Source organism: Veillonella parvula (genome assembly GCF_902810435.1).
In the GTDB taxonomy this organism is placed as follows: Bacteria; Bacillota; Negativicutes; order Veillonellales; family Veillonellaceae; genus Veillonella.
The window spans coordinates 2,019,878-2,035,147 of record NZ_LR778174.1 but is presented as its reverse complement, the minus strand read 5'-3'; the positions used below and the strand labels follow the sequence as shown (position 1 = coordinate 2,035,147).

Genomic DNA, 15,270 nt, shown 5'->3' with positions numbered 1-15,270 from the left:
GTGCACATTATGGGTTGGCGAACAATTATTATTGAACAGAGTCAGCAAGTTTCATTACATTTAGACAACTTAAAAATAAAAATGCTTGAAGGGGACTATTTAGTCCCCTTACAAGATATTAGTATAGTTATTTTTAATAACTATAAATTAAATGTTACAACGCAACTATTATGTAAGATGAGTCGCTATCAAATTTGTGTAATCATTTGTGAAAAGAATGGATTACCGTCTGTTGTTATGAATCCTATAGCAGGAAATTATGTAACATTTAAAAATCAAGAAATACAACTGAATATGAATCCATCTAGACCAGGTGATTTGTGGAAAGCAATTATTGAACGTAAGATAAATAATCAAATGTTTGTTTTAGATCATTATTCATTGTCATTAGATACAATTGAGATAATGGAATCTTTAAGAGATACAATTCAGCCGTTTGATACGGAAAATCATGAAGGTATTGCTGCAAAAGTTTATTTTAAAGCTTTATTTGGTATTGATTTTATACGTGATAGAGAAGAGGGGGATCCTATCAATAATGCTTTGAATTATGGATACTCTATTATTAGAGCCCTTATGGCAAGAGCATTAGCTGCTAAAGGACTTATATTATCAATAGGGATAAAACATCATAATATATATAATCACTTTAATCTCGTTGATGATTGCATGGAAATATATAGGCCCATCATAGATGATTGGGTCTATTCTTGTATTTATGTGCCTGAAGTTTTGTTTTCAAGAGATATAAAACTTAATTTAATTACTATGCTTTCTGAGCGTACAGTACGTCATCAAAATATATCTTACTCAATAGCAGATTCAATGAATAGATTTGCAGATAGTCTCGTTAGATGTATGACTGATGATAATGAAGTATTAGATTTACCATTATTAGATATATGATATTGGTGTGTGAAATGAATAGGTACAGAATGGTGAGAGTATTAATAATGTTTGATTTACCTATGGATGATACTGTTGCAGTTCGTCATTACACTCAGTTTAGGAAGTTTTTGATACGGCAAGGGTATTTTATGATTCAGTATTCTATTTATTGTAAGATTATGCCTAATCGGGATAGTATAAAGTCTCATATTGAATATATTAAGCGCTATTTACCGCCAGATGGAGCTGTATATGTTTTGCAAGTTACAGAGAAGCAGTATCAAGGTATGAAACTATTAACTGGAAAGAAACAAATTATCGAAGAGAAGTTAACGATTGATAAAACTATCATTTTCTAGGAGGCGTCTATGAATGGTGAATTGGTATTATCAGGATATAGACTTTTAGAACCAGTCCATATTAATTTACAGGCTATAACAATTGTAGTGCCACAAGATGATTTTAGGACTATGCCGGTTATATTTGATTTTATAGAACGATATTTTGATAAAAGGAGATTCTCCCAACAATACCCATTTAATACATTGAATCTTAATAATAGTGTATGTAGAGATGATGAGTTTGAAATTTTATATATTCCTTCAAGAGTAGATTCAACAGAGCTTTTTAAGATTGCAAAAAAGAGTTTATTGGGTAAGATAACTGAGAAAATCTATAAAGAAGTTTCAATATCTGAACGGGAAAAATGCTTTAATCAGTTGAATTCTGTAATACTTTTGCCAATTAATGAATTGTTATCTCGTTATAATTTAATATGCGAGAGTAATATGAATGATTTTTGGAGTTTTAGTAAGATTATAGATGTACTATCTAATGATATGGAAATATATGGTACGTTTGATGAACGATCGCAGTATGATTTGAAATATATGCTGGTAGATTTGTTTGCTGAACTAGATATAGGAAAGAAGAAGCTACTCCTATTAGATTTACCTGAACAAGGCTTATCAACAGAAGAATTTCACTCTTTGTTAGACTATCTTAATAAAAAATGTTCAAATATTGATAATGTTATAGTTTATACGCAATCTAGTGCTATTACTAATATATTTGAGAAGCCCTTATGCTATCATATAGTTAAAGATAATCAAATATGGGGAATGGATGATTACGATGAAATTGAAGTTTTATTGCTAGAGGATAGTGGATCTATAAATTTACTGGAGAAAGAGCGCCAATTTATACAAAGTTTGTTTAATCGTAGTCTATTTGAAACAGAGTATAAAGAAATTAGTGATTTATTTTTTTGTAAATAAGCTGGAATTATAAAATATAGTAAATAAAGTGAGTATATATGAGCATTTACAATTGGATTCAAGAAAAACTATTTGATGATTACGAAGAATGGCGTTTGAAGTGCCCTGATTATAATCGAAATGGTTTTAATATAGTAGGAATAGATAATACCCTAAAGGCTATGCATGATGGATTTTTCATGTATATAGAATTGTATCCACCTCATGCCATCGATGGTTGCACTGCGATGAAAGCGCGTGTAGGAAAAACACCAGATGCAGTAGATATATTCTTAGACATAGATGGTAAGACGTATCGTATGGCTGATGTAAGTTATCCTGATGCAGTGAAGATGATGCGGGCCTTTGTGAAAAAACGCAGAGTACCTGATTGTAGTTTATGTGTAGAAGTAGCGTATCTAGATATCGATCAGATGAAACTGACATTTACAGAGTTAGCAACGTTGTTGCTAGGCGATGCTAAACAAGCTAAATCGTTTATGACCAAGGCTAAGTTGCGCTCCATGGAAGAATTAGAAGATAGCTGGTGGAACCTCTATGAGAAACTAGCCTCTAAAGGATATGCTGTAGAGCTAAGCTGTAAATGTGAACTAGAGGATTTTATTTATTATGTACAGAAGTTAATACGTAACAAGTCTTTAGATACTAGTGAAGGTCTAATTATTGATACAGCAGCATTAGATGAAGACCAATGTATTATGGACTGGTGTGCGGATCTTAATTCTAAATGGGAAAACTATACGTTAGCAGGCATGGACATCGGAACCGATAGCTTTGTACTTATGGTGCTTTCAAATGAGGAATTCAAAACAGCCCAAGAATTAGCGAAAGAACTATTACATAGAATCGATGTAGCTGAACGCTTATGATATAACAGAAATTATGATGAGTAGCGTGATTATAATGTAGGAGAGAGTCATATGAGTATTGTACGTCTACCAGAATATGAAGCAGAGTTTGAAGCGGAAGAGTTTGAAATCTATGCATTGCCGCGCAGTGATGCGAATGGGGCTAGTCCTTATTTAGAGAAGTACCATAGACCACTAGTGTCTACCGATGCTATCTTAGATACTCGAACTGGCGTGCTTGACCGTAGCGAAGGCATTTTGACGTGGATTATTGAAGGTTTTGATAATGGTTGGGGGTATAGTTTTGAGCCCCATGGCGTTTACAAATTGTTGGTTAAGAAAGCAAAACCTATAGAGGACTTGGGCTATATGCGTCCTTCTTGGAATAATCGCTATTATGTGCTTGAGGTATTAGAGGAGCATGCTAAACATAGCGAGTTGGAGGCGTTGTCGGCGTATTTGAAAACCCCTAAATACCTTCATACCGACAGGGGTGACTTCTTGTTAAATCGAGAGTATCAATATTACACAGCGAGAATTGATGATTATGCATTCACCCTTGATGTAGATGAGGGCTCTGATGAAAGCTGCACCATAGCATTGGCTGCTTTCAATACAATCGATAATTTCAAAGCATTTGAACAACGAATTAGTACCTATATTAGTGAAAAATTGCTAGACCTTGCTAATGATTGGCTCGACAATGATGACCAAGATCCGATTACATCAGACGTATTTGCTAAGCGTATTACGATGGGCGAATTGGCGTTTCGTAACGATGGCTCCATAGAGGTCTATTATGACGATGATGATATTTTCTGGGGGCACTGTATCATAGCCCATATTGATGCGGATGGGAACCCTATTGATGCAGATATTGCAGGATAACCAATTAATGGAGAGTCCTAATGAGAAGATCGGAATTAATGATATTATGGAATGTTGAAAGCTGGTCTGAAGAACCGTATGGCGTTTACTTTGTATCTCGCCGATTGGGCATTAATCGTTTAGAGAATGTAGGAAAGGCCTTTGAAAAACTTAATATTAGTTGTACCGGTTATACTGAAGATGATGTACTTTCACTATCAATATGGGAGCAATTATATGTTCAATTAGATGAATTAGACCAACTGGCGAAGGGGCTCATACAAAAGGGAATACCGCAAGAAGAGTCTGTTGTACTAACGCTAACGGATATAATGCTGGATAAATCAGGTTGTTACGATACATTTGCACTAGGCTATGATGTGGGAGAATCCTCAGCAGGACATCTATATGTTTTGGTTCCTTTTGATGAAAACTTTACGGCTCAACAAGATGTGATATACGAAACCTTATAGAGTTGTTTTAAAGTGGTGATACTGGTGTTGTATTCTACCTAAAAATATAAGTGATATGCAGGAGAGAGACTATGGAAGATATATATAAATTAGTCAAAGATTTCTTCAGTCATGATATGGATTTAGATGATTTATTTGATTCCGAAGCTATCATCTGGATTGACTGGCGCGAGAATGACGAAGATGTGGTACGCTATTTCAATGATATGATGGATGAGCCTATTGATATTCAAACCGTTAGCAATGACAAGCCCTATGGTGATGATATTGTGCTACAAAAGGGTGATAAAGAACTCTTAATTCCTTACGGTGATGAGAAAAATCGGGATGTTACCATCAAATATTTCAACGACTTCGTTAAACCTGATTATGAGGTGCGCTGGTTTGCTGAAAGCCTTGGCGATGATACGCTCGGATTTACCGTGCTTTCAGGGACAGAATGGACCAAATTAAACGACGAATTTGGGGCGGATACGGTTCGCTACTATTTTGAGCCAATTGATCTTGAAAGTAATATGTTTAATCTCGACATGGATGAAGTTTCTGCATTATTAGAATTACGAGAAAATAATAGATGAAATAGAGAGATGAGAGAATCAATAAGAGGGAAGAATATGGATTATTTAAAACTATTGTGTGAAGATTCTAGCTTGGCAGCAAATTTTGATGCTCTATTTGATTTCTTTTTACTCGATGAACCTACAAAACGTGATGAGGTAGAGGGGCGATGTACCTTTTCCGTGGACGGAGTAGCTTTTGCTCGTGATGGTGCCGGTGGCGAATATCATCAATTAGAGGATGGCTCTATCGGATATATGAGTAGCGAAGGGGAATGTGGTCGTATAGCTGAAAGTGTAGATGATTTAATCCATTTGTTGGTGTATAGCATTTGCTGGCATGATTATTGTGACGCCAGCCAATATACGGACATATCTACTCTTGAAGCCTATGCCAATGAGCGACATGATCAAATCGCTTCTTATACAGAAATGGATGTATGGGAAACCGTTGTTCAGGTGCTAGGCATGCCTTTAGAAGCAAATGTGGCTGCTGAATTACAAAAATTCTATGACGCTGCACATCGAGCTCCTTTATATATTTGTTATTTCCATGAAGATGATGGAACCGTTACAGAATCACATAATCTGTTTTTCTAGACGTATTGTTTAAAAGGAGAATTATATGGCTATTGATGGAGTAAAAATCATAGATAGTGATGATGGCTATGATATTTATAATTTGATTGTTGAGCGCTATAGAGATGGTATCAGTATTGATACCATTGTTTCAGAAATTCTGGCTGAAGAGCAGAATTTTTGTACTGACGAATTCTATACAGAAATTTATTGGACTGCCGTAGCCTATTCGCTGTGGAAGATAGGTCATCTGCCGCAGGATATCAAAGAGAAAGCATTAGACATAATCGCGAAGGGCGCTCATGAGTTTTGGCTAGAAATTGATAGTAAGGCGCTCAAACAACGGCAAAAGGTGTTAGATACATTAGCCGTACAACTACAAAGTGAAAATCCAAAGCCTCTAAAGGTTCGTAAATCTAAAACAAAGCGAGAACCTCATTTTAAGGTAGGTGACGTATTAGCTGTTAAGTTTGAAAACGAGTATGGAGCTATTTTTGTATCTGACGTGGATCAATCACCGCGGAAAATCGAGTACCATTTGGCCTGTACAAGACTTTTACAAGCGCACAAACCTAGTATGGATGATTTTTTAAATAGTCAAATTTCCTGTCGTAAAGATAATACAAATTTCGGTATCGATACCGACTGTTGGTTTAATCATAAAGATCTAGGCCTATTGCTAGACCATTTAGAAATCATTGGGGCTGTTGAACTGTATCCGTGCAAGCTGTGGAAACTAGCACCGGCAGGCACATTGGACGATATCTACACCGAGATTACAGATGAGCCTAGAAGAGGTAGAATTCGCCTGATAGATACTAATGAATTGGTGAAAGATATTGTTCACCAATAATTATTGCGCTAAAAAAGGGAGTAGATGCGATGAATGCAACAACTCAAACATATATAGAAACTGTGAAAGTCAGTGATATACCCTGGCATCGTTTGACCACAACTTACGGCCGTGCTACAGATTTTCCTGCTCATCTTGAGGTGTTGTGGGATATGAAGGACGTTGATGCCATTGATGCGGCAGGTGAAGAGCTGGCCCAAAATATTGAGCATCAATCGACTTTATGGCATGCTACGCCCTTTGCGTTGATTTTTCTATTACGTATTTTTAAAAAAGCCGTTGAAGAACAAGGCCATAATGAGATCGCAAGATATTTAGTAAAAGAATTAGCTGAATTATTCATCATTATTGCTGAGTGTATTAGAGATGGTCTTATGCTAGAACATGTAGATCAATTATCGAACTTTGAGGATATGCTCAACGAAGAGTATCTTTGGCCTGAAGAATATGATGAAGATGAAGATGTTCTTAGATATGAGGAAGAAGAGGTATTTCCGGATGATCTGTTCTTTAGCTTCTACTACTATTCTTTACAAGTGCTTCTATTATGTAAGCCATTGTTAGACAAAAATAACAAATATGAGGTTACGTTGCTAGAATTGTTGACAGAGATAGAGAACTAACTATCAGTGGAGGCTTCGAATTATTCGGCATTTATGGAGATTATAGATTCCTAAGTAACTATGTAAGTTTTAGATTACTGAGTATCTAGGGAGGTTTTAGAGTATGGGACTCATTGCAAATTATAATTGTATAAGTGATGAAAGCTTAAAAGAACTCAAAGGGTTAGGCTCATCAAAGAAGGATCTTTTTGAAACCGTTGAAGAGTGGAGCGATGAGGACGAGTTATTGCTCGACATCGATAAGATGTGGGATGTCCTTCACTTCGTGCTTACTGGTGTGAGTACTGATCATAGAATAGATGATAATCCACTTAGTCAAGCTGTGCTTGGTGTAACGTCTATAGAGGATTTATCAGACTATATGGCCTATACGGAACATTCTCAAATAGCTGATATCGTAGCGGCTCTAGAGCAGTTTGATATGGATCAAGCACTCGAATCTTTCGATATGAAAGCCTGTAAAGAGGCTGAGTTATACCCAAATATTTGGGACTATGACGAAGAAGAGGAGGAAATCATAGATGAGCTTCTCCATGACTTCGAGCAGATGAAGGTGTTCTATAAAAAAAGTGCTAGAAGCGAAGGGCCACGCAGTAGTTTCGATTTGTTAAAAAGGTGGTTATAATGGACAAAGCGCGTAAAAAGGAATTGCTAAAGGCTTATGCTGATGAGCAAAGGCAATCGTTTAAAGATAATCTGCCTATGGATGAAGAGCTATTTTGGAATCTCTTTGACTATGTAGATGAGAAATTAGAGACAAATGATGGTTGCGATCATAGTTTGACTTTCACAAGAGAATTTTTGGAAAAGCAGAGCGTAGATGTTGAAAGTGTACTAGCCTGGATTATTAACGAAGGTGGCGGGTGTGATTGTGAGGTTCTCTACAATGTAGAAGAGAGATTTGAAGAGTAATATCTATGTAATTGGGAAGGTTTTCGTATACAGTTTGTTTTTGACTTAGCGCAAACTGTAAGCAGTCTAATGTAAATTTATTTGTGATTTTGGTAACCAAGTAATCTTTGGTAAAAAATCATAGTATACTAGAAATGTTAAATACTGCTGGCGATCTTAGCGATTTTATCTAAGAAACGCCGGCGTTTTTCGTCCGAACTGTTTTCTGTGCCCGCCAACTGGGTATGTGTAACAGGTTTAATGCCACAGGATTTCAGAACCTGATTTTTTAATACCTTGCCATAGTCCTGAATAAACGGCGTCAAAAAGACGGGAGTGTTATGTGTGGTGATAATCCAGGCTGATTTCCCTTGTAAATGACCTATAAGGCCTCTTTTGCCGTATGAATAGGCAAAGCCTGCTGTAAATACGCGATCAATAAAGCCTTTGAGCATTGCGGGTATACCGCTCCACCAAATTGGGTAGATAAAGATGATATGGTCTGCCCAAGTAATCATATTGCGGTACTTTTCCATGTCTGGCACAGTGCTTAAATCTCGACGTTTGTGCGTGTTATCAAATCGCAATATAGGATCGAATTGCTCCTCATATAAATCCAAGATGTTCACATTGTGATCCTTTGAAAGATTCTGTTGCACTACTTTCAGAATAGCGCTATTAAAACTTTGATGATTAGGATAGGTGTAAATGATTAAAATGTTCATGACTAGTTCCTTTCTGATTAATCATCGTTGCTTGAGGGAATCTGGATAATAAAATGGTATCTATATTAAGTTAAAGTCCAGTGAAGAGTATTTATTCTGAAAGTAAATGACGATAGAATTTGCTAAGGAAGTATTGTTAATTTCTTTTATTTGCAGGTGTTACTATAAAGGTATATAGTATAGACATGTGATGGATATAGTCACATGTCTATTTTTATAAGGAGGACGCTATGCAACACGTTCAAACCCGCAGTACTACGTCCGCGTTAGTACTCACAGCCGTATTGATTGCCCTCGCAACATTGTTTACCATGTACACGAAAATTCCAGTACCTGGCATTCGCGGCTATTTCAATGTAGGAGATGTCGTTATTATGACGTCAGCTCTATTATTAGGTCGAAAATATGGCGCCTATATTGGTGCTATCGGTCCGGCGCTAGCTGATTTATTTCTCGGCTATGCAGTCTTTGTACCTATCACCTTTGTGGTGAAAGGCATTGAAGGCTATCTTGTCGGTACTGTCTATAACAATAAGACAACTACCTCTGCCTTGGTAGCAACTATCGTAGGCGGTATTGTTATCGTAGCAGGCTACTTTATCGCCGAATACTTTGTATTCGACCCAGGCGTAGCCATTGCAAGTATTTTAACTAATACTATTCAAGCTGTTATGAGCGTTATTATTAGCATGATACTCTATGCGATTTTGCGTAAACGACTTGGATAGTAAATTGACAGTCTTTAGAATTCAGACTATACTATAAGTACAAAAGAGCCAATTAACGTGTTCTAGGCGTTAGGCTCATCAAAGAAATTGTGAATTTGATAAACCTAACGTGTCTAAGTATTGCCGTACTTAGTCTTAAACGTTAGGTTTATCTTATTTTATAATCAATATATTGATTATTTCTTAAGAATTAACACTACGAGGGTAGCGAATAAAAGGGAGACTCTATCAAGAGTCTCCCTTTGTTAGTTATAAATAGACTAATATTTATTAATAGATTTTTTATTGCATAGAACATAAGTTCGGTTTATAATGAACGTAAGATAGTCGAACGAGGTTGGGCCACCCTTTTTCTTTGAAGGGGGTGAAAGCCTATGAATGCTTATGAAGTCATTATGATTGTCCTCGGGATCTTAACTGTCGTTATTTCCTTTGGAGCATTGATAGTGCTGATTTGTCGTAATAACGACAAATAGCCCTTCGTTACCAACTGGTAGCTGAAAACGAAAGGCCATTTTTGCATGCTTTATAATGTTTTGGGATGAGCCTGGCGGAACCACTCGTCGACTATCTCTTTATTACATTATAATGAGATTGGCGTATATCGTCAATCTGGAGTCAATGGTCATCATATTAATATAGAGCCCGGTTTCCAAGGTATGATATAATACTTTCATTATGTAATAAACAAAGGAGATTTAAATGGCAAATTTACCTAACTGCCCTAAGTGTGGTGACGAGTACACATACGAAGATGGGCATATGTTTATCTGCCCTATGTGTGGCAACGAATGGACAGCGGCCGATGCGCAAGCTGCAGCTGAAGCGGATATTATTCGCGATGCTAACGGCAATGAGCTCGCTGATGGCGATACAGTGGTTGTTGTAAAAGACCTCAAAGTAAAAGGCGCGGGCGTATTGAAACAAGGTACACGTGTTAAAAATATCCGCCTCATCTCTGATGCGAGCGATGGTCACGATATCGATTGTAAAATCGATGGCTTCGGTGCGATGGCATTGAAATCTGAAATGGTTAAGAAAATCTAATCTAAGAAATCCCTACCGATAAAAATTCGGTAGGGATTTTTTCGTGGTATAATCAACTTATAATGCATATAGTATGAGAGTATTTAGATGAGAGGAAACTATGTTTAACCGTGTTATACTGTTGGCTTTATTAGTGTCTGCAATGAGTCCTATTAGTTCTATAGCTGCAGATATAAAGCCTGCGGACAAGCGTAATTATGAATTGCAACAACAGATTTCTTATAACGTGATCATTCCACCAGAGGCTTTTGAAACGAGTGCAGATGGAACATTAATCGTTCCTATAGAGATTAAGACGGATGATAAGGGTAATATTGTAGCTGTTGAAGCAGGTCCTAATAATTGGAAACTAGATCGTGAAGCGTACCCTATCTTTGAGGAGGCTGCTAAAGAAGCGGCTTGGAATACTAAACATGTTGATACTGATGAAGCGCTTGTTGTAACGATTCCCGTAAGTATTGTCATGCTACCTGATACTAATTCTAAGAAACGATAAAGGAGGGCTTATGGAAACTACGAAAGATTTAGAGAAATATACTTATGATCTTCTCGCTGAGCGTGGTGTCACATTAGATGACATTGCAGAGCTTGTTTTTTACGTACAAAAACCGTATATGCCGAATTTAAAACTGGAAGAGTGTCGCACAAGTGTGGCTTCTGTACTATCTAAACGGGAGGTGCATAATGCGATTATTACGGGTATAGAGCTTGATAAGTTGACAGAGCAGAATAAATTATCTCAGCCATTGCAACGCATTGTTGCTAATGATGAAAGCCTATATGGTATTGATGAAATTTTGGCTTTTTCCATCGTTAATTTGTATGGATCCATTGGTTTTACAAATTATGGATATTTAGATAAGGTGAAGCCAGGTATTATCAGAAAATTAGATAGTGAAGAAGGGGGGCACTGTAATACATTCCTTGATGATTTAGTAGGTGCTGTAGCGGCAGCAGCGGCAGGAAAACTGGCACATAATGAGCCAAATCGCGTGCAACATGCTATAGCAGAAGAATAGAAGTCCGTCATATATCTACTTGTCGATAAAGTATGAGGTGGGCTTCGATGACTCATTAATAACACTTTCACAACAACTTGATGACACTTTCACAACAACTTGATAACAATTTATAGAGTTGGTAGATACTATTGATGGTATAAAGAATAAAGAGTATAAATAATATTGATTGGAAATAAGTACTTTGTTTTGTAGCCTATATACAGGAGGAGCTATGCAAAAGGTTCTAGTAGTTATCGATATGCAAAATGATTTTGTAGATGGTGCCCTTGGTTCATCGCAAGCACAGTTAATTGTAGATAATGTGCGTAAGAAAATTGAAAGCTTTGATGGCCCTATTATCTTTACGCGTGACACGCATGATAGAGATTACTTGGAACACCAAGAAGGAAAGCTTTTACCAGTGCCACATTGCGTTAAAAATACCGAGGGCTGGCATATCGTGGATGGTTTGATTGAGGCTGCAGAAGGTCGATCAATTATGAGTCCTGTGTCCTTTGTAGATAAACCAAACTTTGCCTCCTTTGAGCTGCTCACTCGGTTAGAGGGCATGGATAAAGTAAATCCTATTGAGTCTATTACGCTCATCGGATTATGTACAGATATTTGCGTTGTGTCCAATGCGATTATGCTGAAAGCAGGTTTGCCAGAGATTCCGATTCATATCGATTCGAGCTGTTGTGCTGGTGTAACAGAGGAGTCCCATCAAGCGGCATTAACAACGATGAAAATGTGTCAGTGCATTGTTGAATAATTTGTATATATCTGTATATGTTTTTATGTAGAACTATGTGTTATTGCTGAGTAAAAGTCACATAACAATCAACTAATGAAAGGCTGTGGGAGTTCCCATGGCCTTTTTATGTTAGCCTTTTATATTGACGTTTTTCTATATAATGTGTACAATTAGATAAAGAATGATAATTCATATCAATTTATTGGTTGAAAAGTATATCTTAACTTCTGGTTGAAGTTAGGATAATACGTCTCTTCTTGAAGTATATATGCTATGCTAGTAGATTGACTCTATACTACCGATGCAGGTGCATCGAATCGCTTTCACAAGAACGATGATACGAAATAATTAGCATTGTTCTATGCCCTAATTATAAGGAGGACTACTATGAAACCTTTCGAACTCGCACCTTTACCGTATGCTTATGATTACCTAGAGCCTGTTATCGACGCTGAAACAATGAAATTGCATCATGACAAGCATCACCAAGCGTATGTTAATAATTTGAATGCGGCCATCGCGAAATATCCGGATCTTGCGTATGGCTGTATAGACTGCATTCTCGGCGATATTGCTAATGTGCCAGAAGATATCCGTCAAGCAGTTATCAATAATGGTGGGGGTCACAAGAACCACACTATGTTCTGGGAAATTATGACAAAACCAGATACTTCTAAATTGCAAGGCCCTTTGAAAGAGGCTATTGACGCTGAACTTGGTGGCTACGATGCGTTTGTTGAAAGCTTCTCTACTGCAGCAGCTACACGTTTTGGCTCTGGTTGGGCTTGGCTTGTAGTTAATAAAGATGGCAAGTTAGAAGTGACATCCTCTGCAAACCAAGATAATCCTATATTGGAAGGTAAAACAGCAATTCTATGCTTAGACGTTTGGGAACATGCATATTACTTGCACTACCAAAACCGTCGCCCAGACTATATCAAGGAATTCTTCCGCGTTATTAACTGGGACAAAGTTTCTGAAAACTACGAAAAAGCATTGAAACCACATCATGATTAAGTGGTATACTTGTTAGAAACAGAAACAGAAACAGAAACAGAAACAGAAACAGAAACGAGAATAATAATATAATGTAACGTAAATACCGGATAGTTGGTCTACATGATCGATTATCCGGTGTTTTATTATTGTCATTCATTCTTATAAATAACTTTCAAAAGTATAGCCACGGATACAGATTTTCTAATCGATATCGTTTATCATAGAACCATAGGTCATTATATATAGACTTTTCACAGTAAATAGATAGCCTTGTATACGAGATTTTTACGTATAAGGGCTCATTAATATCAGTAAGTATATTATAAAGATTTTGACACGAGGGGAACAAAATGGAAAAGAAATTAGATTTATCCAAATCTGTATATGATTTGGTAAAAGAATATCCTGAAGTAACAGATATTATGAAGGAATTAGGATTCAGCGAAATCACAAATAAGGTGATGTTGAATTCTGTTGGCAAAATCATGACTATCCCAAAAGGGGCTAAGATGAAAGGTGTATCCATGATCGATATCGTGGGTGCTTTTATGAAAGCTGGTTTTACCTTAGAAGGTGAAATGCCAAATCTATCTGGTGATGATGCGGAAGCTACGGATCATCCTAGCGTAGCGCCTACTGCAGTGGCTACAAAGTCTAATGTTACTGACGCATTTGCTAAGGTAGCATCTAGCACAGTTGCAGCAAATGCAGCAGAAACCAGTGCAGCAGCATCTACTACAGCGAAAGCTAACACGGAAGAAAATTCCGAAGCTAAGGCTGAAGATGCTGTTCAAGATAGCGAACGTGTAGAGCAACTTAAAGGATTCCTGAAACGGTTAGGTACGGGCGAAGAGCTTGGTGCCGTTCGTGAAGATTTTGCTAGTCAATTCGCCCATGTTGAGGCTAGTGAAATTATGAAAGCTGAGCAAGGTCTCATGCGTGAAGGTACACCGTTAGCTGAGGTGCAACAATTATGTGACCTTCACTCTGCCTTGTTCCACGGTTCTACCATTCATGAACAAATGGAGTCAGAACATGCTAAGGTTGAGGCTGTGTTAGAGGCTCAAGAGAAGAGTAAAAGTGTGGTGTCCTTAATTGAAACTGTAGGACATCCACTCCATCAATTAACAGAGGAAAACAAGGCTCTTGATGCGTTAATTGAATCTATTCGACCTAAGGTGGCAGATAAAACGGCAACCGTTGATGATGTAAATGCAGTGCGTCAAGTATCTGTTCACTATGCTAAGAAGGGTGACCTTTTGTATCCGCATTTGAAAGTAGCCTATGATATTTCTGGTCCATCTATGGTTATGTGGACTGTTGATGGTGATATTCGAGACCAACTAGGTGATTTAGCTAAGTCTAGCCAAAGCGTAGATGATTGGTATAGACGTTTTGATGAGCTTCTTACACGTGCACAAGAAATGATCTATAAAGAACAAAATATTTTGTTCCCAATCTGTGCAGAAAACTTCAGCACTGAAGAGTGGTACCAAATCTACAAAGATACAGCACAGTATGAAGAAATCTTTGGGGTAAAACGCACTGCTTGGACAGAGGCTGAAACCGCATTAGCAACACAAACAACAAAAGCAAGTGGCGATGATAATACCATTGCTCTAATCGGTGGTAGCTTGACTGTGGATCAATTAAATGCCATGCTTAATACAATGCCAATGGAAGTAACTTTCGTTGATCACGAAGACATTAACCGTTACTTCAACGATGGTGAAAAGGTCTTCAAACGCCCTACTACAGCTATCGGTCGCGATGTGTATTCCTGCCATCCGCCAAAGGTAGAACCAATCGTACGTGGTATCATTGATTCCTTCCGTAAAGGTGATCGCGACAATGTAGCTGTATGGCTTGAAAAACAAGGTCGTCCGTTCTATGTTAATTACATGGCTGTTCGTGACCAAAACAATAACTATATTGGTACATTGGAACTCGTACAAGACATGCAATTTGCAAAAGATCATTTTGCTAGAACTAAATAAGACCCTATATATGTGGTAACCTGAATAGGTAACATATATGAGACATATATAGAAAAGTAAGACATATATAAAAGAGGCTGCTCTACACGATTTGATGGTAGAGTAGCCTTTTTGTATGCCTTATAGTTTACCGCACATACCTCCCTGTATGTACTACAGTTGT

The 15,270-nt window shown here is 37.3% G+C and carries 20 protein-coding genes; 19 read left to right on the top strand and 1 reads right to left on the bottom strand.

Annotated features, from left to right (window positions below):
• Nucleotides 1-9: 9 nt before the first annotated feature.
• The 12 genes from cas1 (at nucleotide 10) to FNLLGLLA_RS09240 (ending at nucleotide 7,877) form a co-directional block, all read left to right on the top strand.
• Nucleotides 10-906 (top strand): type II CRISPR-associated endonuclease Cas1, encoded by an 897-nt coding sequence (gene cas1, locus FNLLGLLA_RS09295; RefSeq protein ID WP_174892397.1) that lies wholly within the window; start codon nucleotides 10-12, stop codon nucleotides 904-906.
• Between the two features lie 47 nt (nucleotides 907-953).
• Nucleotides 954-1,247 (top strand): CRISPR-associated endonuclease Cas2, encoded by a 294-nt coding sequence (gene cas2, locus FNLLGLLA_RS09290; RefSeq protein ID WP_060918928.1) that lies wholly within the window; start codon nucleotides 954-956, stop codon nucleotides 1,245-1,247.
• A gap of 9 nt (nucleotides 1,248-1,256) precedes the next feature.
• Complete coding sequence (locus tag FNLLGLLA_RS09285; protein WP_174892396.1) at nucleotides 1,257-2,165, top strand: hypothetical protein; 909 nt, start codon at nucleotides 1,257-1,259, stop codon at nucleotides 2,163-2,165.
• A 38-nt stretch (nucleotides 2,166-2,203) separates the two neighbouring features.
• Nucleotides 2,204-3,034, top strand: a complete 831-nt coding sequence (locus tag FNLLGLLA_RS09280) for a DUF6630 family protein (RefSeq protein ID WP_174892395.1) — start codon at nucleotides 2,204-2,206, stop codon at nucleotides 3,032-3,034.
• A 51-nt stretch (nucleotides 3,035-3,085) separates the two neighbouring features.
• Nucleotides 3,086-3,901: a DUF2262 domain-containing protein gene (locus FNLLGLLA_RS09275; RefSeq protein ID WP_174892394.1), complete on the top strand. Its 816-nt coding sequence runs from the start codon at nucleotides 3,086-3,088 to the stop codon at nucleotides 3,899-3,901.
• A gap of 20 nt (nucleotides 3,902-3,921) precedes the next feature.
• Entirely contained in the window at nucleotides 3,922-4,353 is a 432-nt protein-coding gene (locus FNLLGLLA_RS09270; RefSeq protein ID WP_174892393.1) for a hypothetical protein, read from the top strand.
• A gap of 71 nt (nucleotides 4,354-4,424) precedes the next feature.
• Nucleotides 4,425-4,931, top strand: a complete 507-nt coding sequence (locus FNLLGLLA_RS09265) for a hypothetical protein (protein ID WP_120055057.1) — start codon at nucleotides 4,425-4,427, stop codon at nucleotides 4,929-4,931.
• 36 nt (nucleotides 4,932-4,967) lie between these two features.
• Nucleotides 4,968-5,510 carry a hypothetical protein gene (locus tag FNLLGLLA_RS09260; RefSeq protein WP_120055055.1) on the top strand — a complete coding sequence of 181 codons (543 nt, stop codon included), beginning with the start codon at nucleotides 4,968-4,970 and terminating at the stop codon, nucleotides 5,508-5,510.
• 25 nt (nucleotides 5,511-5,535) lie between these two features.
• Nucleotides 5,536-6,342 (top strand): hypothetical protein, encoded by an 807-nt coding sequence (locus FNLLGLLA_RS09255; protein WP_174892392.1) that lies wholly within the window; start codon nucleotides 5,536-5,538, stop codon nucleotides 6,340-6,342.
• 29 nt (nucleotides 6,343-6,371) lie between these two features.
• Nucleotides 6,372-6,965, top strand: coding sequence for a hypothetical protein (locus FNLLGLLA_RS09250; RefSeq protein ID WP_120055051.1), 594 nt, complete (start codon nucleotides 6,372-6,374; stop codon nucleotides 6,963-6,965).
• 103 nt (nucleotides 6,966-7,068) lie between these two features.
• Nucleotides 7,069-7,590 carry a YfbM family protein gene (locus FNLLGLLA_RS09245; protein ID WP_232054991.1) on the top strand — a complete coding sequence of 174 codons (522 nt, stop codon included), beginning with the start codon at nucleotides 7,069-7,071 and terminating at the stop codon, nucleotides 7,588-7,590.
• Nucleotides 7,590-7,877: a DUF2695 domain-containing protein gene (locus FNLLGLLA_RS09240; protein ID WP_077707788.1), complete on the top strand. Its 288-nt coding sequence runs from the start codon at nucleotides 7,590-7,592 to the stop codon at nucleotides 7,875-7,877. Before FNLLGLLA_RS09245 ends, FNLLGLLA_RS09240 begins: the two co-directional genes overlap by 1 nt.
• Nucleotides 7,878-8,014: 137 nt before the next feature.
• On the opposite strand, the gene FNLLGLLA_RS09235 is transcribed toward FNLLGLLA_RS09240, so the two are convergent.
• Entirely contained in the window at nucleotides 8,015-8,581 is a 567-nt protein-coding gene (locus tag FNLLGLLA_RS09235) for an NAD(P)H-dependent oxidoreductase (protein ID WP_174892391.1), read from the bottom strand.
• A gap of 230 nt (nucleotides 8,582-8,811) precedes the next feature.
• On the opposite strand from FNLLGLLA_RS09235, the gene FNLLGLLA_RS09230 reads away from it, so the two are divergent.
• From FNLLGLLA_RS09230 to FNLLGLLA_RS09200, 7 genes are all read left to right on the top strand, one after another.
• Complete coding sequence (locus FNLLGLLA_RS09230; protein ID WP_024062721.1) at nucleotides 8,812-9,309, top strand: ECF transporter S component; 498 nt, start codon at nucleotides 8,812-8,814, stop codon at nucleotides 9,307-9,309.
• Between the two features lie 702 nt (nucleotides 9,310-10,011).
• Nucleotides 10,012-10,356, top strand: coding sequence for a zinc ribbon domain-containing protein YjdM (locus FNLLGLLA_RS09225; RefSeq protein ID WP_008602088.1), 345 nt, complete (start codon nucleotides 10,012-10,014; stop codon nucleotides 10,354-10,356).
• 100 nt (nucleotides 10,357-10,456) lie between these two features.
• Nucleotides 10,457-10,852: a hypothetical protein gene (locus FNLLGLLA_RS09220; RefSeq protein WP_008602090.1), complete on the top strand. Its 396-nt coding sequence runs from the start codon at nucleotides 10,457-10,459 to the stop codon at nucleotides 10,850-10,852.
• A 10-nt stretch (nucleotides 10,853-10,862) separates the two neighbouring features.
• Nucleotides 10,863-11,375 (top strand): phosphatidylglycerophosphatase A family protein, encoded by a 513-nt coding sequence (locus FNLLGLLA_RS09215; protein ID WP_174892390.1) that lies wholly within the window; start codon nucleotides 10,863-10,865, stop codon nucleotides 11,373-11,375.
• Between the two features lie 214 nt (nucleotides 11,376-11,589).
• A complete protein-coding gene (locus FNLLGLLA_RS09210) occupies nucleotides 11,590-12,129 on the top strand; it encodes a cysteine hydrolase family protein (RefSeq protein ID WP_024061509.1) in 540 nt (179 codons plus the stop codon).
• A 369-nt stretch (nucleotides 12,130-12,498) separates the two neighbouring features.
• Nucleotides 12,499-13,128: a superoxide dismutase gene (locus tag FNLLGLLA_RS09205; protein WP_174892389.1), complete on the top strand. Its 630-nt coding sequence runs from the start codon at nucleotides 12,499-12,501 to the stop codon at nucleotides 13,126-13,128.
• Nucleotides 13,129-13,460: 332 nt separating this feature from the next.
• The gene (locus FNLLGLLA_RS09200) at nucleotides 13,461-15,107 is read left to right on the top strand and encodes a DUF438 domain-containing protein (protein WP_174892388.1); all 1,647 of its coding nucleotides are present in this window, start codon (nucleotides 13,461-13,463) and stop codon (nucleotides 15,105-15,107) included.
• Nucleotides 15,108-15,270: the final 163 nt, after the last annotated feature.